The following is a 17,778-nucleotide window of genomic DNA, read 5'->3' as shown; positions in this document are numbered from 1 at the left end:
CGGGTACAGTTCAGACATGAATGCCAAGTCCGGGTCCAAAGCAGCGGCTCCGCAGCCGACTGCCGCGAAGCTGCACGCGCCGCTGGCGCGGCTGCTGCGCCCGCTCGTGCGGCTCTGCATTCGCAGCGGCATGACTTTTCCGGCATTGGCGCAATTGCTTCGCGAGCTGTTCGTCAACGTCGCCGAGCACGATTTTGCGCTGGAGGGGAAGGAGCAGACCGATAGCCGTGTCAGCCTGCTCACCGGGATCCATCGCAAGGAGGTGGCGCGGCTGCGCGGTGCCGGCGCGCCGGTGCACGAGGCGCCGGCCGCGGTGTCGCTGACGAGCGCTGTGATTGCGCGCTGGCTTGCTGCGCCCGAATTCACCGATGCGAAGGGCGAGCCGCTGGCGTTGCCGCGCACGGCCGAGGGCGATGCGCCGTCGTTCGAGCAGCTGGTCGCCTCCGTCACCAAGGACGTGCGGCCGCGCGCGGTGCTCGACGAATGGGTCGACCGCAAGCTCGTCACCATCAACGATTCCGACGAGATCGAGCTGGTCGAGGCGGCCTTCGTCCCGAGCGGCGAGGACGACAGCAAATGGCACTATCTCGGCCGCAATCTGCACGACCATATCGCGGCCGCCGCGCAGAACGTCTCAGGCGCGGCGCCGCGCTTCCTCGAGCGCGCGGTGCACTACAACAACATCTCGCCGAAGCTTGCCAAGCGCCTCGAGGCACGCTCGCGCGAGCTCGCGATGGACGCGCTGAAGACCGCCAACCGCGAGGCCAACCGCGCGCTCGGCAAGGACAAGGGCGGTGACGCCCGCTGGAATTTCGGCATCTACATCTACAGCGAAGATGCAGATGGCGAAGGAGAGGCCAAAGAAGGCGGCAAGGACAGCAGCAAGGAAAGCGGCAAGGAGGGTGGTTCTTCATGAGCCGGCCGCCGCTGATCTCCCGCCGTCTGCTGCTGACAGGATTTTGGCTCGCCGGTACGGCGATGGCCCACGCGCAGGTCAAGCGCGGCACCGATCAGGGCATCGGCGGCACCGGAATCAGGCGCGGTGACGACCACGGCATCGGCGGCACCGGCATCGTCGGCGTGATCCAGCGTTTTGGCAGCATCTACGTCAACGGCGAGCGCGTCACTTATGCGAGCGACGTGCCGGTCCGGATCGACGGCGAGGCCGCGAGCCCCAAGGCTCTGCGCATCGGTCAGCTTGCGCGCGTGGTCGCGACCCGTCAGGCCGACGGCACGCTCGTGACGCGCAACATCGCGATCGCGAGCGAGGTCGCAGGTCCGATCGAAGCCGTGAAGGGCAACGAGCTGACGGTGCTCGGCCAGAAGATCGTCACAAGCGACAAGGAGAGCAAGCTCCGTGCGGGCACGCAGGTGGCCGTCTATGGCCTGCGCCGGACCGACGGCGTGATCGTCGCAAGCCTGATCGAGCCGCGGCGCGAGGCGACCGAGCGTGTCACCGGTCTCGTCGAGCGCGGGCCTGACGGCTTGCATATTGGCGGGCTGAGGCTGAGCGGGGTCGATCCGCTGCTGGTTGGCCAGCGCGCCCAGATCGAGGGCCGTTCGAGCCAGGGCACGATGCAGGCCGCGCGCACGCGCATCGACGACTTCTCGGATCTCGTCGGCGCAAGCCGCCTCTCGATCGAGGCCTATGTGCAGCGTGTGGGATCGAACCTCCAGCTCGGCTCCGGCCTCGTGGCTCGTGACGGTTCACGCTTCGGTCCGGCAGCCGGCGAGGCCCGCATGGTGGTCAACGGCGTGTTCGATCGCTCGCGCGGCTTCCAGGTGGAGTCGGCTCAGGCCATAGGCCAGGGGCCGGGAGCCCCTCCATCCGGTGGCGGCAATCCCAATCGGTCGCCCGGCGGCTCGATCCTGCATCCGAACCGCGGCGCCACCACTCCGAGCGGTGGCCAGCCCGGCGCGCCCGGTGGTGGACCTGCGCCGGGATCTGGCCCAGGACCTGGCCCAAGTGCGAATCCCGGCTCCGCGCCGACGGGCCCGAGCGGGCCGTCAGGCCCAGGCGGATTTGGTTCGCCCGGCGGTGGGCCCATGGGACCCGGCGGTGGAATGGGCGGTGGCGGCTTTGGAGGTCCCGGAGGCGGGATGGGCGGCGGCCGGCGGTAGGCGCGGCCACGCTGAAAGCGCGTGGTGCGGGCTTAGCCCGCGCTGAGCCGCACGCCGGCGCGCAAGAACTTCTGCGGATCGACCGCTTCGCCGTCGATGCGGGTTTCGTAATGGAGGTGCGGGCCGGTGGAACGGCCGGTCGAGCCGACGAGGCCGATGACCTGGCCGAGCTTCACGATCTCGCCGACCTTGACGTTGATCTCGGAGAGATGGCCGTAGCGGGTCGACAGCCCGTTGCCGTGATCGACTTCGACCATGCGGCCGTAACCGCCGGACCAGCCGGCCGAGACCACCTTGCCGTTGGCGGTGACGCGGGCGGGATCGCCGGTCGCGGCGCGGAAATCGAGACCGGTATGCATCGCGGGCCGGCCGAGGAACGGATCGCTGCGCACGCCGAAGCCGGAGGTGAATTCGACCTCGCCGATGACGGGCTTGCGGTAGGGTACCAGCGCCAGCGTGCGATTGAGCCGATCCATCTCGGCGCGGGTGACATTGATGCGGTTGAGCTGTTTCTCAAACGGCCCGGCATTGGCCGTCAGCTTGACGGGCACGAAAGGACCGCCCATCGCGGAGCGCGGCACGGCGGCTTCGAGGCTGGCGAGATTGAGGCCGAGGTCGCTGACGACACCGCGCATCCGGCGCATGCGTGAATCCATGCCTTCCTCGACGGCGCTGAGCGTCGCCATCTGGCGACGCTCGACCTGGTCAAGCGAGGTCGTGAGCCGGACCAGGACGTTGTCGAAACCCTGGTTCTTGGCGAATTGGCTGGTCGGCGGTGCCGCGACGGTCAGCGCACGCGACTCAAGCCGTGCTTCGCGATCGGGCGGTGCCACGAAGATCACGGTGTCGCTGATCGGCGACGGCTTCGGCGTGCCCTGCGTCGCGCCCTGGCTCGAATCACCGCGCTGCGGGGCCGTGCGGGGGATTGATCCGGTCACGTCGGGCATGGCCCCGAGCGCCGTGGCGCGGGACTCCAGCGCCGTCTGGCGCTTCATGATCTGGTCGAGCTTCTGGTCGAACTGTTCCTGGTCGAGCAGCTGCCGGCTGGTGGTGCGGTCGACCTTGGCACGGAGCTCGGCGATGCGATCCTCGTAGGCGTACTGCATCTCGGCCTGACGTGCGATCAGCCGGGTCAGGACGTCGTCGCGGAAGGCGAAATAGGTCGCGGTCGCGGCCGACCAGAGTCCGAGCAGCACGACGGTGCCGACCACGATCCAGAACACCACAGGTCCGAGGCGGACCTGCTTGCCGTGGTGCACGATGGTGTAGGCGTCGTCGGTCGAGGGAAGGGGGATCGCGGCTGCAGCCACGGCGGCGGCAGGACGGCGATGGAGGGGCCGTCCGTGGTCGTGCGCGTGATGTTGGGGGTACTGCGAATATTGGGCAGAACTTTTCGACATCGGCACTCCCGCGCCGGTCGGATGAGTCCGTACGGCCTAATTGCCGCAGCAATCTGGGCCGGTCATGGTTAATTTTCCGGAAACGGAACCACTCGAATTTAACGGATTGGTTAAAGGCCTCTTGCCGCTTCCAGCACCTCGTCGGCGTGGCCGTCGACGCGGACATTGCGCCAGACCCTGGCTACCTTGCCGTCGGCACCAAGCAGTATCGTGGTGCGAAGAACTCCGAGGAAGCTCTTGCCATACATAGATTTTTCGCCCCAGGCGCCGTACGCCTCCAGCATCTCGTGTTTCTCATCCGAGATGAGGGGCATGCCGAGGCTGTGCTTGTCGCGGAACTTCTCCTGGGCCCTTAACGGATCGGCGGAGATGCCGAGCAGGGCCGTGCCGGCAGCGCTGAAAGCGTCCGCCAGCCGCGTGAAATCGATCGCCTCCCGGGTGCAGCCGGGCGTGTCGGCGCGGGGATAGAAGAACAGGACGAGCTTCCGACCGGCATAGTCGGCGAGCGAGACCACATCGCCGCCGTCGCGGGGCAGCCGGAAGGCGGGCGCCCTCTGGCCTTCGGTCAGGGCCGGCTTCGCCTTCGCGGGCGCGGAGGCCGATTTGGAGGAATTTAACTGTTTCGACGCGGCCTTATGTGATCCTGCTTTTGCTACGGTCCTGGTTGATTTGCTCGCCTGCGTCCGCTGTGTTTTCGCGGACTTTGTTTGAGTCGTTGCCCGCTTGGTCGGGGTCTTCTTTTTAGCTGTTGCGATGCCGGAGGGCGTTTTGGACGATTTCTTTCGGGATTTCTTGGACATACGCCTTCCTTTCGTCGCTTTCGGCGGGTCAACCAAAGCGGTATTGCAGCTCTCGTCCGGTGTGCCGGAATCGCCCTCGTCTGGGCAAGTCTGGCGACGCCGGGGTATGGTTACAAGGAATTCCACGCACCACCCCACTGCTCGTTGAACGCGCGCCCGGGGCGAAATGACGAACAGCAGGAACATTCGAGGTATGGCGGCAATGCCGGCGCGGGGAGCTTCGCTTCCCGCGGACGGCTGCGGTCCCGGCGGTGCTCAATCCTACGATGGGCGCCTGTATCGAGAGGCAATGGCAAGGAATACGTCGCCCCAGGATTACAATCGGGATTTCGATCGGCGCGGCGGTCAACAGCAGCCGCAGGAATGGGACGACGCCGACTGGGATCCGGATCAGGAAGCAGCGGCGGGCTATCGGGCGCGCCGGCTGTTGTCGCGTTCCAATTCAGGCTTCCATCGTTTCGGTGACGGGTTTGCGTCAATGCGCCGCTGGCTGGCGGCTGATCGCTGGCTGAAGCGGCTGGCCATCGTGGTCGGAGCCCTTGCCGTCATTTTCATCGGCTGTTTCGGCGCGCTGTGGTGGCGGCTTGGTGCGGGTCCCATCAATCTCGACATCGCGACACCCTGGCTCGCTGCTGCCATCGAGGACAATATCGGCCACGGCAACACTGTGGAGGTCGGCGGCACCCAGATCGAGCGGGCCGGGCGGATCCGCATCGCCGTGCGCATCCGCGACATCGTCGTCCGCGACCATGATCACGCCATCGTCGCCACCGCGCCGAAGGCCGAAGTGAAGCTGTCGGGGGCGGGTCTCCTGATGGGGCACCTGCGCGCGGAAAGCCTCAACCTCGTCGATGCCGAGCTGGCGATCCGCATTGCGCCCGACGGCACCGTCACCGTGTCCGCCGGCGACACCGCCAAGCCGCTGGCAACCGGCGTCGCATCCAAGAAGGAAGCGGGCCTGCCGCCGACATTCCCGCGCAACGGTGTCCCGCCGCCGCCATTCGCCACCGGACCTGCAAGCCCGGACGCATCGCAGGCTGCTCCCCAGGCCGCTGCCCCGAGCGGCATTCTTCAGGGCCTCGACTGGCTCGACAGTCTGAGCATGACCGGCCTCGACGGCCAGAACCTCAACGAGATCGGTCTGAAGAACGGCAATCTGATCGTCGACGATCAGCAGCGCGGCAGCAAATGGAGCTTTGAGAACATCACGCTCAGCCTGCGCCGGCCGAGCCATGGCGGCGTCGCGCTCAGCCTAGGCGAGGAGGGCGCGCGCCCGTGGTCGCTGCGCGCCACGATCGGCCCTGCCGAGAATGGTGTGCGTTCGGTCGACATCCGCGCCGATAAGCTTTCCACCGCCAACATCCTGCTGGCGCTCCGGGTGAAGGACTTCACCTACACCGCCGACCTGCCGCTGACCGGCGAGCTCAAGGGCGAGCTCGGCCGCGACGGCGTGCCGACCTTCTTCCGCGGCAAGATCGCGGTCGGTGCGGGCAACATCATCGACACCGACACGCCTGACTATCCGATGGCGATCGACTCGGCCGAGATCAACGTCGAGTGGGATTCGAACCGGCGGGTATTGGTCGCTCCGTTCAAGATTCTCTCGGGCGCGAACCGCCTGACGCTTCTGGCCCATCTCGAGCCGCCCAACGGCACCATCAACGACTGGCAGCTTGGCTTCAGCGGCGGCTCGATCCTGCTGGGCGGCATCGACAACGAGCCCCCGCTGGTCTTCAACCGCATCGCGATCGGCTTCCGCTTCGACACCGACCACAAGCGCATGCTGCTGACGCAAGCCGATATCAGCAATGGCGAGATCGGCGTCGCCGGCACCGGCGCCATCGACTATTCGGGCGAGCCGCGGCTGACGCTGGGCTTTGCGGGAACGCCGATGTCGGCCTCCGCGCTCAAGCGGATGTGGCCGACGCTCGTCGTTCCCGAGTTGCGCGAATGGGTGATCGAGCGGATCGAGCGCGGCACGCTCCAGCGCATCGAGATCGGCGTCAATTCGCCGACGAAGAACCTCCCGCGCAAGGGCCCGCCCATTCCCGACGACGGCCTGTCGGTCAACATCGTCGCGAGTGGCGTCGCGGTCCGCCCCGTGGATGGCATGCCGGTGGTGCACGATGCCGATTTGAAGGCGCGTGTGACCGGGCGCACCGCGACCGTGAATATCGGGCAGGGCATTGCCGATACGCCGGCGGGCCGCAAGGTCACGATCTCCGACTTCGTCTTCGAGGTGCCGGATATGGCGCCCAAGCCGTCGCCATCGCGGACCAGGTTCCGCGCCGACGGCCCCGTGGCGGCCGCCGCCGAAATCCTCTCCAATGATCGGCTCAGCGATCTGTCGGCGACGTTCGTCGATCCCAACACCAGCAAGGGAACGTTCTCGGCGAACATCCAGCTCGGCTTGCCGGTCAAGGGCGCGCTGACCAAGGGCGACACCAGCTACGCCGTCAGCGCCGACCTCAACGGCTTTGCCGCCGACAAGCTGGTGATGAACCAGAAGCTGGAGGCCAACAACCTCAAGATATCAGCCAACAACCAGGGCTATCAGGTCAAGGGCGACGTCAAGATCAACGGGCAGGCGGCTTCGCTGGACTACCGCAAGCCGACCGAGGGCGACGCTGACGTCAAATTGCAGGCCACGCTCGACGATGCGAGCCGCGCGCGTCTCGGATTCGACCTCAGCCCTGCCGTGAGCGGATCGCTGCCGATCAAGCTGTCGGGCAAGATCGCCGGAGGTCCCGACCAGACGACGAAGCTCGGTGTCGAGGCGGACCTGACCTCGGTCAAGCTCGACAACATCCTGCCCGGCTGGGTCAAGCTGCCGGGCAAGTCGGCCAAGGCCAGCTTCAAGGTGGTGCCGACGGCGCAATCAACGCGTCTGGAGGACATCGTCGTCGAAGGCGGCGGCGCCTCGATCAAGGGCTCGCTCGAGGTCGATCCGAACGGCGACCTCATGAACGCGAACTTCCCGACCTACGCTCCGTCCGACGGCGACAAGGCCTCGTTGAAGGTGGAGCGTGGCCAGGACGGGGTGGTGCGGGGCACGATGCGCGGGGATGTGTTCGACGGCCGCGGTTTCCTGAAGTCGGCGATCTCGGGCAATTCCAAGGACGACGCCAAGAACAAGATGAAGAACGTCGATTTCGACATCGACGTGAAGCTCGGTGCCGTCGCGGGCTTCAACGGCGAGGCGATGCGCAGCGTCGACGGCAAGATGTCGCGGCGCAACGGCACCGTCAAAGCCTTCACGCTGAACGGCAAGATCGGCCGCGACACCCCGGTGGCAGCCGATTTGCGCGGCGGCCGCGCCCAGGGCAATCGCGAGGTGATCTACCTCCAGACCAACGATGCCGGCGCGTTGCTGCGCTTCACCGACACCTACACCAAGGCGATCGGCGGCCAGATGGTGGTGGCGATGGAGCCGCCGACGTCGGAGCCGAACACGACGCGCGAGGGCCTCATCAACGTCCGCGACTTCACGGTGAAGGGCGAGGCGCAGCTCGAACGCGTTGCCGCCGGCGCGCCCAACGGCACCGGGAACGGCGTCTCCTTCAGCGCGCTGCGCGCCGAGTTCACGCGCCAGAACGGCGCGCTGACGATCCGCGATGGCGTCGTCAAGGGCCCGATGATCGGCGCCACCATCGAGGGCTCGATCGACTATCCCGGCAACCAGGTCTGCATGAGCGGCACCTTCGTGCCGATGTACGGCTTGAACAACATGTTCGGACAGATTCCGGTGCTCGGGTTGTTCCTGGGCGGTGGCGACAAGGAAGGCCTGATCGGCGTGACCTACGAGGTCGTCGGCACGCCGGCCGCGCCGGTGATGCGCGTCAATCCGGTTTCGGCCATGGTGCCGGGTGTGTTCCGCAAGATCTTCGAATTCAACACCGGCAAACAGAACACGCCGTTCGAGGAATTCCCTTCGCAGTCGAACGACGGCTCGACCGGATCGACGCGCCAGCTCTCGAGCGGCTGCACCCTCGCGCGGCGATAACCCACTAAAATTCGCAGGTGCTCGTCATGCCCGGGCTTGTCCCGGGCATCCACGTTCTTCGTGCAGAGCGGCTATAAAAACGTGGATGGCCGGGACAAGCCCGGCCATGACGCATGTGGAGGGATTGGCGTCGGGAAGCTTAGGCCGCGCGCACGCCTGCCAGGAAGGTGCCGACCTCGCCGGAGAGCTGCTCGGCCTGCTTGGAGAGATTGCTGGCCGCAGCGAGGACCATGCCGGTGGCGTTGCCGGTCTCGTTCGCTGCGGTGCTGACACCGCCGATATTGGTGGTGACTTCCTTGGTCGCCTCAGCGGTCTGCGAGACGCTGCGGGCGATCTCGGCGGTGGCGGCACCTTGCTCCTCGATGGCCGCGCCGATCGAGGTGGCGATGCGGCTGACTTCCTCGATGGTGGCGGTGATGCCACCGATGGCGTCCACGGCCTCCTTGGTCGCGCCCTGGATCTGGGCGATCTTGTCGCCGATCTCGCGGGTGGCTTCCGCGGTCTGGCTCGCCAGCGACTTCACCTCGGAGGCGACGACGGCAAAGCCGCGGCCGGCTTCACCGGCGCGTGCGGCCTCGATGGTGGCATTGAGCGCGAGCAGATTGGTCTGCGCCGCGATGCTGGAGATCAGCTCGGCGACGTGCTCGATCTGCTGGGCGCCGTCTGAGAGCGCACGGACGATGGTGTCGGTGCGGCGTGCGCTGTCCACGGCGCGGCCGGTCACTTCGGCGGATTGCGCGACCTGGCGGCTGATCTCGGTGATGGAGGAGGAGAGCTCCTCGGCGGCAGCCGCGACCGTCTGGACGCGCTGGCTGGCTTCGGTGGCGGCCGAGCCGACCACGGCGGCGCGGCGGTTGGTGCCCTCGGCCGTGGACGACATCGACTTGGCGGTGGTCTCGAGCTCGCCGGAGCCCGAGGCCATCAGGCCGACGAGCTGGCCGACCGAGGCATCGAAGCGGTCGGCGAGCGAGATCAGGGCGTCGCGTTTCTCCTGCTCATTGCGGGTCTTGGCGGCAACCTGCTCGGCCTCCAGCGTGCGCGCCGTCAAAGCGGTCTGCCTGAGCACTTCGAGCGTCTCGGCCATGCGGCCGATCTCGTCGCCGCGATCGGTCTCCTCGACCGGCCTGTCGATAGCGCCTTCGGAAATCTCCTGCATGCGGGTCTTCTGGCGGTTGAGCGCGCCGAGCACGTCGCGCGCGATCAACCAGGACAGCGTCGCCATCAGCAGCATCAGGCCAACGCCGATTGCGGCGAGCTCCAGCGTCAGCGCGCGCACGTCGGCGTCGATGTCGTCGACATAGAGACCGTAGGCAATTGCGACGTTCCAGGGGGCGAACTGGCGGGCGAACACCAGTTTGCGAACCGGAACCGTCTCGCCCGGACGCGGGAACAAATAGGACAGGATACTGCCTTCCGGTGTCTGCTTGCCTGCGGCCACCGTGGCATCGCCGATCACGATGCCATTGGCATCCTTGATGCCGTTGTTCTTGCCCTCGAGCTGAGGCGCGCCGCCATTCATCATCACTGTTGAATCGGCGGTATAGACGACGGGATAGCCTTGGCCGCCGTTGAACTTCATTCGCCGGCCGCGCAGCTTGAACTGGTCTTGCGCCTCGGCGAGCGTCATCTTGCCGGCGGCGACCTCGTCCTGGAGCGATTGCGCGAAGCCGTGCAGCAGATCGACTGCCGTCTGCATCTGGCGCGCGCGATCTTCGAGCATGCGCGTCTTGCTGAGATAGGCTGACGCGACGATGAGGGCAGTCACGGTGAGCGCCGCAAGACAGACCATGCTGGCAAGCTTGGTGCGGATTTTCAGGTGACTGAGCAGCGTCATAACGGCCTCGCGAACGGTTGCAAAATGCTAGTTCTCGCGCAGCCGTATCCGGAAGTCCTTACCATTCCTGAACGCAGGGCACGGCGTGTTCAGACGCGGCGCAATCTGCGCAGCCATGGACACGCATATGCAGGGAAGACGCCGATGCCTGCGGCGACGTGTCCAGAAAAATGCGTCGTGATCGCGTTCGTGCGATCGCGTGTCGGTTCGATCGATGCATCGATTCGCCGATGCTTCGTCGCGTTTAGAACCAGCGTAGCGTTGCGCGGCTTAAGCCGCGCGGACGCCCGCGAGGAACGTCCCGACTTCGCCGGAGAGCTGTTCGGCCTGCTTGGAGAGGTTCGAGGCGGCTGCGAGCACCATGCCGGCGGCATTGCCGGTCTCGTTCGCTGCGGTGCTGACGCCGCCGATATTGGTGGTGACTTCCTTGGTCGCCTCCGCGGTCTGCGAGACGCTGCGGGCGATCTCGGCGGTGGCGGCACCTTGCTCCTCGATGGCCGCGCCGATCGAGGTGGCGATGCGGCTGACTTCCTCGATGGTGGCGGTGATGCCGCCGATGGCGTCCACGGCCTCCTTGGTCGCACCCTGGATCTGGGCGATCTTGTCGCCGATCTCGCGGGTGGCTTCCGCGGTCTGGCTGGCGAGCGACTTCACCTCGGAGGCGACGACGGCAAAGCCGCGGCCGGCTTCACCGGCGCGCGCGGCCTCGATGGTGGCATTGAGCGCGAGCAGATTGGTCTGCGCCGCGATGCTGGAGATCAGCTCGGCGACGTGCTCGATCTGCTGGGCGCCGTCTGAGAGCGCACGGACGATGGTGTCGGTGCGGCGTGCGCTGTCCACGGCGCGCCCCGTCACCTCGGCGGATTGCGCGACCTGGCGGCTGATCTCGGTGATGGAGGAGGAGAGCTCTTCGGCGGCAGCCGCGACTGTCTGGACGCGCTGGCTGGCCTCGGTGGCGGCCGAGCCGACCACAGCGGCGCGGCGATTGGTGCCCTCGGCCGTGGACGACATCGACTTGGCGGTGGTCTCGAGCTCGCCGGAGCCCGAGGCCATCAGGCCGACGAGCTGGCCGACCGAGGCATCGAAGCGGTCGGCGAGCGAGATCAGCGCGTCACGCTTCTCCTGCTCGCTGCGGCTCTTGGCGGCGACCTGTTCGGACTCCAGCGTGCGCGCCGTCAAAGCGGTCTGCCTGAGCATTTCGAGGGTCTCGGCCATGCGGCCGATCTCGTCGCCGCGATCGGTCTCCTCGACCGGCTTGTCGATGGCACCGTCGGCAATCTCCTGCATGCGGGTCTTCTGGCGATCGAGCGCGCCGAGCACGTCGCGGGCGATCAGCCACGACAACGTCGCCATCAGCAGCATCAGGCCGAAGCCGACCGCGGCAAGCTCGAGCGTCAGCGCGCGCACATCGGCGTCGATGTCGTCGACATAGAGGCCATAGCTGATCGTCGCGTTCCAGGGCGCGAACTTGCGCGCGAACACGGTCTTGCGCACCGCTTCGGTCTGGCCGGGGCGGGGATAGAGATAGGAGGCCACGCCGCCGCCATTCTGTTCGCCGGCCTTGAGGATCGCGTCGGCAATGAGGACGCCGTTGGCGTCAATCGCGCCGGTGATCTTGCCTTCGAGCTGCTGGTTGGCGCCGTTGACGAGGAGGGACGTGTCGGCGTTGTAGACGACCGGATAGCCCTGGTTGCCGTTGAAGGTCATGCGCCGTCCGCGCATGTGGAACTGGGCCTTGGCCTCGGCCTGCGTCAGCTTGCCGGCGGTGACGTCGTCCTGGACCGACTGGGCGAGATTGTAGAGCATGTCGACCGCGGTCTTCATCTGCTGGACCCGGTCCTCCATCATGCGGCTCTTGCTGAGGAAGGCCGATACCGCGATGATGGCTGTGACTGTGAGAGCCGCAAGACAGACCATGCTGGTAAGCTTGGTGCGGATCTTCAGATGGCTCAGCAGCTTCATCGCAGCCTCTACTAAATGGTTGTTATTGCTCGCATCGGTAGCATGAAGTTCTTACCAATCATGAACATAGGCATGCGGCCGCCGGCCGCGCGCGTGACCGTTCGCAGCCTGATGCGCAACCGTGCAGGCAAAGCGACATGCGTCGGCGCACGTCAGCGCGTATGCTGGAGAAGATCGATCCTGGACTTTGGTGGTCATCGAGCCTGGCGGGAGCGGCAATGAACCGATTCGTTCACCGCCTCATCATGTCCGCGCTGCTCGTCGCGGCCCTCGTCCTGATCTGGAACGTGCTGGGCTCGCGGTAGATGACACCGGCAAAGCTGCCGGTGCCATCCGTGACTTGAGCGTCAATTGCGCGCGTCAGCGTCGCGCAAATGCGCCGCCGGTCGAGGCGCGTTCGTTGCCCAGCGCCGCATCGACGCTGATCGGGCCGCCGCCGGCCGCCGAGAGATAGAGGCAGGCGAAGCAGAACAGGATGGCGAGCGTGCCGTTGTTGAGCAGCGGCAGGAGCACCGGCGTCTCGCCCTTGAGCATATGCCCCATGAAGTAGGCGAAGGCCATTTCACCGGAGAGGATGAAAGCGGCGAGGCGGGTGAACAGGCCGAGGATCAACAGTGCGCCAAGCACCAGTTCAAGCGTGCCGGCCGCGCCGTAAAGCGACATCAGTTCGACTTTCGCGAACATCGGCAAAGGCGGAAACTTGAAAAGCTTGGCCACGCCGAATTGAAGCAGCAGCAGGCCGGTGATGAAGCGGAACAGGCTCAGGAGAACCGGTTCAAAGCGAGTGAGATAGGGAAAGTTCATTGGTTTGTGCCCTCCATCCAATGGGCGACTTGGACCGTATTCAGTTCGGCCTCGCAAGCCACCCGGGGTCAATTCGGCGCTGACATTTTTGTCATGTGGACAAAATATCGCAGTTCGTCCCTTAACTCCGGTTGCGCCCGACGGTTTCGCACGCGGTGCAGCGTGTGTCGCCCGTAATTTCCCGGTGACGCGGAGGGGTGCAGGTTACGTCGGGGAGACCTACTCCCGCAAGGCAGGGACAATCAGAAATGGAATCATTCCGAGGATCACGCTCGCAAGTGCGAAGACGAGCAGGAGATTGTAGCCGTGCGTGAAGTCGTGGATGAGGCCGCCGCTCCATGAGCCGAACGCCGAACCCAATCCGCTGCCGATCGAGATGGTGCCGAAGATCGTGCCGACGCGCTTGCCGCGAAAAATCTTCATGGCGGTCGCTGTGATCAGCGGGCCGCGCGAGCCCATCATGCTGCCGAAACAGACGACGAAGCCGGTGAGCAGGATGATGTTCGGATAATACTGCAAGAGCCAGAGCAGGACGATGCCGATGATCGAGATCGCGTAGCTGAGCAGCACCGAGGGCCGGCGCCCGATCAGCCCGTCGAGCGCGGACACGCCGAGCATGCCGAACACCAGCACCACGCCCGAAAAACCCCAGGCGGTCGCGGCCTGGAGCGGCGGAAAGCCGGCGTCGATGAGGTAGGCCACGATCTGCGCGGCGATCGAATACATGCCGACCGCGGTGAAGAAGAAGGTCGAGAACAGCGCCCAGAAAGCGTGGTGGCGCATCGCGCTCGCGAGCGTCCAGCCGTTGTCGATGAAACCGGGATCGGTCTTCTTGCTGACACGCGGCGAGCCGACCGCGAACATGCGCCAGGGCAGAAGCAGCAGCGGCACGAGCAGGCCGAGCGCGGCGAAGCCGTATACTTGATAGGCTTCGCGCCAGCCGAGATGATCGATCAAAAGCTGCGAGGTCGGGAGCAGCGCCAGCACGCCGCCACCCATCGCCGAATAGACCACCGCCATCGCGGTCGGCAACCGTGGCCCGAACCAGCGGCCGAGCAGGATCGAGTTCGGCACAATGCCGATGAAGGCGACGCCAATGCCGACGCAGAGGCCGATCGAGAGCTGAAATTGCCAGAGCGCCTGCGCGTGCGCCGCGATCAGGAAGGCCGAGCCGAGCAGAAAAAGCCCGAGTGCGTAGACGATGCGCGGTCCGGAATGGTCGAACAGGCGCCCGACCAGTGGCGCGGTCAGCCCGCTGATCAACCACGTCAGTGAGTAGATCGAGACGACCTGCGCACGGTCCCAGCCGAAGTTTTCGGAGATCGGCTTGAGGAAGACAGTGAAGCTCTCGCTGAGGCCGCGGCCGAGGACGGCGAGCGTGAAGCACAGCGCGAGCACGACGAGTGCGGTGCGCACCGCATCTCGCTGCGTGCGTTCGTCTTGTTCCCTCGAAGCTTCCCTGGGCGTGTTCTGATCCGTTGCCGGTCAGGGAGCGCGCTTCGGCGCGCCCTGACAAGCATCAAAAGCTCATAAGCCTATGCAGGCCGGATCAGGACGTGCTTCTTCTTGCCGAAGGACAGCTTGATCACGCCCTCGGGTGTCAGATTGGCCGCAGACAGCGCCATCTTCTCGTCGCTGACGGACTCGTCGTTGACGCGCAGGCCGCCGCCCTTGATCTGGCGCCGTGCCTCGCCGTTGGAAGCAACCAGGCCTGCCTTGACGAAGGCGTTGAGCACGCCGAGGCCGGCGTCCAGCTCGCCGCGCGGAATTTCCACTGTCGGCAGGCTTTCGGCCAGCGCGCCTTCCTCGAAGGTGCGGCGCGCGGTTTCAGCCGCTTGGTTTGCGGCGTCGCGTCCGTGCAAGAGCGCGGTCGCCTCGGTCGCTAGCACCTTCTTGGCCTCGTTGATCTCCGAGCCGCCGAGCGCCTCGAGTTTCCTGATCTCGCTCATCGGCAGCGTCGTGAACAGCTTCAGGAATTTGCCGACGTCGGCGTCCTCGGTGTTGCGCCAGTATTGCCAGAAATCATACGGCGAGAACTGGTCGGCGTTGAGCCAGACCGCGCCTTGCGCGGTCTTGCCCATCTTGGCGCCGGAAGCAGTCGTCAGCAGCGGAGTCGTCAGCGCGAACAGCTGGTGGGTGCCCATGCGGCGGCCGAGATCGACGCCCATGATGATGTTGCCCCACTGGTCCGAGCCGCCCATCTGCAATTTGCAACCGGTGCGCTTGGCGAGCTCGACGAAGTCGTAGGCCTGGCAGACCATGTAGTTGAACTCGATGAAGCTCATCTCCTGCTCGCGCTCGAGGCGCAGCCGCACGGAGTCCATGGTCAGCATGCGGTTGACCGAGAAATGCCGGCCGACGTCACGCAGCATCTCGATCCAGTTGAGTTTTGTCAGCCACTCCGCATTGTCGAGCATGACGGCGTCGCTCTTGCCGTCGCCGTAGCGCAGCACCTTTGCGAACACGCCGCGGATCGATTCCTTGTTCGCCTCGATCTCGGCGACGGTGCGCATCGCGCGGGTCTCGTCCTTGCCAGAGGGATCGCCGACCATGGTGGTGCCGCCGCCCATCAGCGTAATCGGTTTGTTGCCGGACTGCTGGAGCCAGTGCAGCATCATCATGGTCAGGTAGTTGCCGATGTGCAGCGAGCGGGCGGTGCAATCGTAGCCGACATAGGTGGTCGCTTCGCCCTTGGCGGCGAGCGCGTCCAGCCCCTCGAAATCGGAGCACTGGTGGATGAAACCACGTTCCTGCAGGGTATTGAGGAAATCCGATTTAAATGCAGTCATCTGTCGGCGAGCCTGACAATTCTTGGTTTACTGTTTCGGGTGCAATTTAAGGGTCTCCCGTGGGAACTCGATTGCCACCCGCCACTTTGCCTGTGGCATTATAAGATGTGTCCCTCTGGCACAAGATCGGCATGCCGGAGGGGGGCTCTTGAGGACGCTGATCCATGATGTTGACGGCACTCGGTTTGATGAGCGGCACCTCGCTGGACGGGGTGGATGTCGCGCTGATCGAAACCGACGGAAAGCAAGTGAAGGCGTTCGGGCCGTCCGGCTACCGGGCCTACAGCCCGGCGGAGCGCAATCTGCTGCGCCAGGCGCTGAGCGAGGCCGTGCACCTGCCGCGACGCGACGCCCGCCCGGGCGTTCTGGCCGAGGCCGAGCGCGCGGTGACGCTGGCCCATGCCGAGGCTGTGGCCGCCTTCATCGCCCAGAACCGGATGAAGCCGGAGGACATCGACATCGTCGGCTTCCACGGCCAGACGGTGCTGCATCGCCCCGAGAAGCGGCTGACGGTCCAGATCGGCGATGCGCCGGCGCTCGCCAGGGCGATCCATATCCCCGTGATGCACGACTTCCGTGCCGCCGACGTCGAGGCCGGCGGGCAGGGCGCGCCGTTCGTGCCGGTCTACCACCGGGCGCTCGTCCATTCGCTGGAGCGCGAAGGGCCGATCGTCGTCGTCAATATCGGCGGCGTCTCCAACATCACCTATATCGACGGCAACGATACCCTGATCGCCTGCGACACTGGACCGGGCAACGCGCTGCTCGACGATTTCATGTACCGCACCATGAACCAGGCCTTCGATGCGGAAGGAAAGTTCGCAGCGCTCGGCAAGGCGGACGAAGCCTGGATCGTGCGGGCACTGGAACTGCCGTTCTTCGCAGCTCCGCCGCCGAAATCGCTCGACCGCAACGACTTTGCCGCGCTGAAGCTCGGCGACGTCCCGCCGGCCGACGGCGCCGCGACGCTGACCGCCTTCACCGCGGCGGCGATCGCCCGGATCATCTCGCTCCTGCCGCGCCGGCCGCGGAGCTGGATCGTCTGTGGCGGCGGCGCCCGCAACCTCACCATGCTGCGGATGCTGCGGGAGCGGGTGGGCTCGGCCACCGTCGAAGCCGCCGAGACGCTCGGCTGGGCCTCCGACGCCATCGAGGCGCAGGCCTTCGGCTTCCTGGCCGCCCGCGGCCTCAAGGGCCTGCCGCTGTCCTACCCCGCCACCACCGGCGTGCCGATGCCGATGACGGGCGGCGTGATGGCGCGGCCCTGAGGTCCGGACCTTAAGATCAGAGGTCGGTTGATGCATATGCATCGATCTTGACGAGTGAATGCAATTGCATTTATATTGGATGCAGTTGCATCAAACCGCCGGATGATTGCCATGACCGCTTCACTGAAACTCATCAGCCACAAGCTTTGCCCGTATGTGCAGCGCGCCGTGATCGCGCTCAACGAGAAGGGCGTGCCGTTCGAGCGGATCGACATCGATCTCGCCAACAAGCCCGACTGGTTTCTGAAACTCTCGCCGCTCGGCAAGGTGCCGGTCTTGGTGGTGACGACGGAGAAGGGCGAGGTCGCGCTGTTCGAGAGCAACGTGATCTGCGAATACATCGAGGAGACGCAGGCGGGCCTCAAGCTGCATCCGGCGGATGCGTTGAAGCGCGCCGAGCATCGCGCCTGGATGGAGTTCGGCTCGGCGATCCTCGGTGACCTCTGGGGTCTGGAGACCACGACTGATCCGGCGACGTTCGAAAGCAAGCGCCAGGCGGTTGCGGCGAAATTCGCGCGCGTGGAGGCAGCGCTCGGCGCAGGGCCTTACTTCGCAGGCGATGCGTTCAGCCTCGTGGACGCGGTCTTCGCCCCGATCTTCCGCTATTTCGACCTGTTCGACGAACTGACCGAGCACGGCATCTTCAGCGATCTGCCGAAGGTCCGCGCGTGGCGCGTGGAGCTTGCGAGACGTCCGAGCGTGCGCGCCGCGGTCGGCGCGGACTATCCGCAATTGCTGCGTGCCTTCCTGGTGCGCCACGACGCGCATCTGCTGAAGCTTGCGGCCTGAGCGCACGC

General features: G+C 65.8%; 13 protein-coding genes. 6 read left to right on the top strand and 7 right to left on the bottom strand.

Annotated features, from left to right (window positions below; genetic code table 11):
• The first annotated feature begins 16 nt into the window (after nt 1-16).
• Nucleotides 17-916 (top strand): DUF6502 family protein, encoded by a 900-nt coding sequence (locus tag ABIB99_RS32905; protein ID WP_247310779.1) that lies wholly within the window; start codon nt 17-19, stop codon nt 914-916.
• Complete coding sequence (locus ABIB99_RS32900) at nt 913-2,121, top strand: DUF5666 domain-containing protein (RefSeq protein ID WP_354179526.1); 1,209 nt, start codon at nt 913-915, stop codon at nt 2,119-2,121. The genes ABIB99_RS32905 and ABIB99_RS32900 overlap by 4 nt, the downstream gene beginning before the upstream one ends.
• Before the next feature lie 32 nt (nt 2,122-2,153).
• Here the strand turns inward: ABIB99_RS32900 and ABIB99_RS32895 are convergent, their stop codons facing one another.
• Together ABIB99_RS32895 and ABIB99_RS32890 are read right to left on the bottom strand one after the other, a co-directional pair.
• A complete protein-coding gene (locus ABIB99_RS32895) occupies nt 2,154-3,521 on the bottom strand; it encodes a M23 family metallopeptidase (RefSeq protein ID WP_187387717.1) in 1,368 nt (455 codons plus the stop codon).
• 110 nt (nt 3,522-3,631) lie between these two features.
• Complete coding sequence (locus ABIB99_RS32890) at nt 3,632-4,321, bottom strand: peroxiredoxin (RefSeq protein WP_084795150.1); 690 nt, start codon at nt 4,319-4,321, stop codon at nt 3,632-3,634.
• Nucleotides 4,322-4,523: 202 nt separating this feature from the next.
• Here ABIB99_RS32890 and ABIB99_RS32885 point away from each other — a divergent pair, with 202 nt between their 5' ends.
• On the top strand, nt 4,524-8,324 hold the full coding sequence (locus tag ABIB99_RS32885; protein ID WP_063986395.1) for a YhdP family protein: 3,801 nt from the start codon (nt 4,524-4,526) through the stop codon (nt 8,322-8,324).
• Nucleotides 8,325-8,463: 139 nt separating this feature from the next.
• On the opposite strand, the gene ABIB99_RS32880 is transcribed toward ABIB99_RS32885, so the two are convergent.
• Both ABIB99_RS32880 and ABIB99_RS32875 read right to left on the bottom strand, forming a co-directional pair.
• Nucleotides 8,464-10,158: a methyl-accepting chemotaxis protein gene (locus ABIB99_RS32880; RefSeq protein ID WP_354179523.1), complete on the bottom strand. Its 1,695-nt coding sequence runs from the start codon at nt 10,156-10,158 to the stop codon at nt 8,464-8,466.
• Between the two features lie 270 nt (nt 10,159-10,428).
• Nucleotides 10,429-12,120 carry a methyl-accepting chemotaxis protein gene (locus ABIB99_RS32875; RefSeq protein ID WP_354179521.1) on the bottom strand — a complete coding sequence of 564 codons (1,692 nt, stop codon included), beginning with the start codon at nt 12,118-12,120 and terminating at the stop codon, nt 10,429-10,431.
• A gap of 161 nt (nt 12,121-12,281) precedes the next feature.
• Between ABIB99_RS32875 and ABIB99_RS32870 the strand changes: the two genes are divergently transcribed.
• On the top strand, nt 12,282-12,425 hold the full coding sequence (locus tag ABIB99_RS32870) for a hypothetical protein (protein WP_166341029.1): 144 nt from the start codon (nt 12,282-12,284) through the stop codon (nt 12,423-12,425).
• 55 nt (nt 12,426-12,480) lie between these two features.
• Here the strand turns inward: ABIB99_RS32870 and ABIB99_RS32865 are convergent, their stop codons facing one another.
• The 3 genes from ABIB99_RS32865 to tyrS form a co-directional block, all read right to left on the bottom strand.
• A complete protein-coding gene (locus tag ABIB99_RS32865) occupies nt 12,481-12,924 on the bottom strand; it encodes a DoxX family protein (RefSeq protein WP_354131275.1) in 444 nt (147 codons plus the stop codon).
• A 219-nt stretch (nt 12,925-13,143) separates the two neighbouring features.
• Entirely contained in the window at nt 13,144-14,340 is a 1,197-nt protein-coding gene (locus ABIB99_RS32860; RefSeq protein WP_354179519.1) for an MFS transporter, read from the bottom strand.
• Between the two features lie 119 nt (nt 14,341-14,459).
• On the bottom strand, nt 14,460-15,713 hold the full coding sequence (gene tyrS / locus ABIB99_RS32855; protein ID WP_063983526.1) for a tyrosine--tRNA ligase: 1,254 nt from the start codon (nt 15,711-15,713) through the stop codon (nt 14,460-14,462).
• 164 nt (nt 15,714-15,877) lie between these two features.
• On the opposite strand from tyrS, the gene ABIB99_RS32850 reads away from it, so the two are divergent.
• Together ABIB99_RS32850 and ABIB99_RS32845 are read left to right on the top strand one after the other, a co-directional pair.
• Complete coding sequence (locus ABIB99_RS32850) at nt 15,878-16,981, top strand: anhydro-N-acetylmuramic acid kinase (protein WP_354179516.1); 1,104 nt, start codon at nt 15,878-15,880, stop codon at nt 16,979-16,981.
• 111 nt (nt 16,982-17,092) lie between these two features.
• Nucleotides 17,093-17,770, top strand: coding sequence for a glutathione S-transferase family protein (locus ABIB99_RS32845; protein ID WP_354179514.1), 678 nt, complete (start codon nt 17,093-17,095; stop codon nt 17,768-17,770).
• Nucleotides 17,771-17,778: the final 8 nt, after the last annotated feature.

Source organism: Bradyrhizobium sp. LA6.1 (assembly GCF_040547805.1).
Taxonomy (GTDB): Bacteria; Pseudomonadota; Alphaproteobacteria; order Rhizobiales; family Xanthobacteraceae; genus Bradyrhizobium; species Bradyrhizobium barranii.
The sequence above is the reverse complement of the archived record's forward strand: the minus strand, read 5'-3'. Positions and strand labels throughout refer to the sequence as shown.

Coding starts and splice junctions, on each gene's coding strand:
- ABIB99_RS32885 (WP_063986395.1), top strand. CDS start 4,524: ATGCCGGCGCGGGGAGCTTCGCTTCCCGCGGACGGCTGCGGTCCCGGC.
- ABIB99_RS32865 (WP_354131275.1), bottom strand. CDS start 12,924: ATGAACTTTCCCTATCTCACTCGCTTTGAACCGGTTCTCCTGAGCCTG.
- tyrS (WP_063983526.1), bottom strand. CDS start 15,713: ATGACTGCATTTAAATCGGATTTCCTCAATACCCTGCAGGAACGTGGT.
- ABIB99_RS32890 (WP_084795150.1), bottom strand. CDS start 4,321: ATGTCCAAGAAATCCCGAAAGAAATCGTCCAAAACGCCCTCCGGCATC.
- ABIB99_RS32900 (WP_354179526.1), top strand. CDS start 913: ATGAGCCGGCCGCCGCTGATCTCCCGCCGTCTGCTGCTGACAGGATTT.
- ABIB99_RS32895 (WP_187387717.1), bottom strand. CDS start 3,521: ATGTCGAAAAGTTCTGCCCAATATTCGCAGTACCCCCAACATCACGCG.
- ABIB99_RS32880 (WP_354179523.1), bottom strand. CDS start 10,158: ATGACGCTGCTCAGTCACCTGAAAATCCGCACCAAGCTTGCCAGCATG.
- ABIB99_RS32905 (WP_247310779.1), top strand. CDS start 17: ATGAATGCCAAGTCCGGGTCCAAAGCAGCGGCTCCGCAGCCGACTGCC.
- ABIB99_RS32875 (WP_354179521.1), bottom strand. CDS start 12,120: ATGAAGCTGCTGAGCCATCTGAAGATCCGCACCAAGCTTACCAGCATG.
- ABIB99_RS32845 (WP_354179514.1), top strand. CDS start 17,093: ATGACCGCTTCACTGAAACTCATCAGCCACAAGCTTTGCCCGTATGTG.
- ABIB99_RS32850 (WP_354179516.1), top strand. CDS start 15,878: ATGATGTTGACGGCACTCGGTTTGATGAGCGGCACCTCGCTGGACGGG.
- ABIB99_RS32870 (WP_166341029.1), top strand. CDS start 12,282: ATGCTGGAGAAGATCGATCCTGGACTTTGGTGGTCATCGAGCCTGGCG.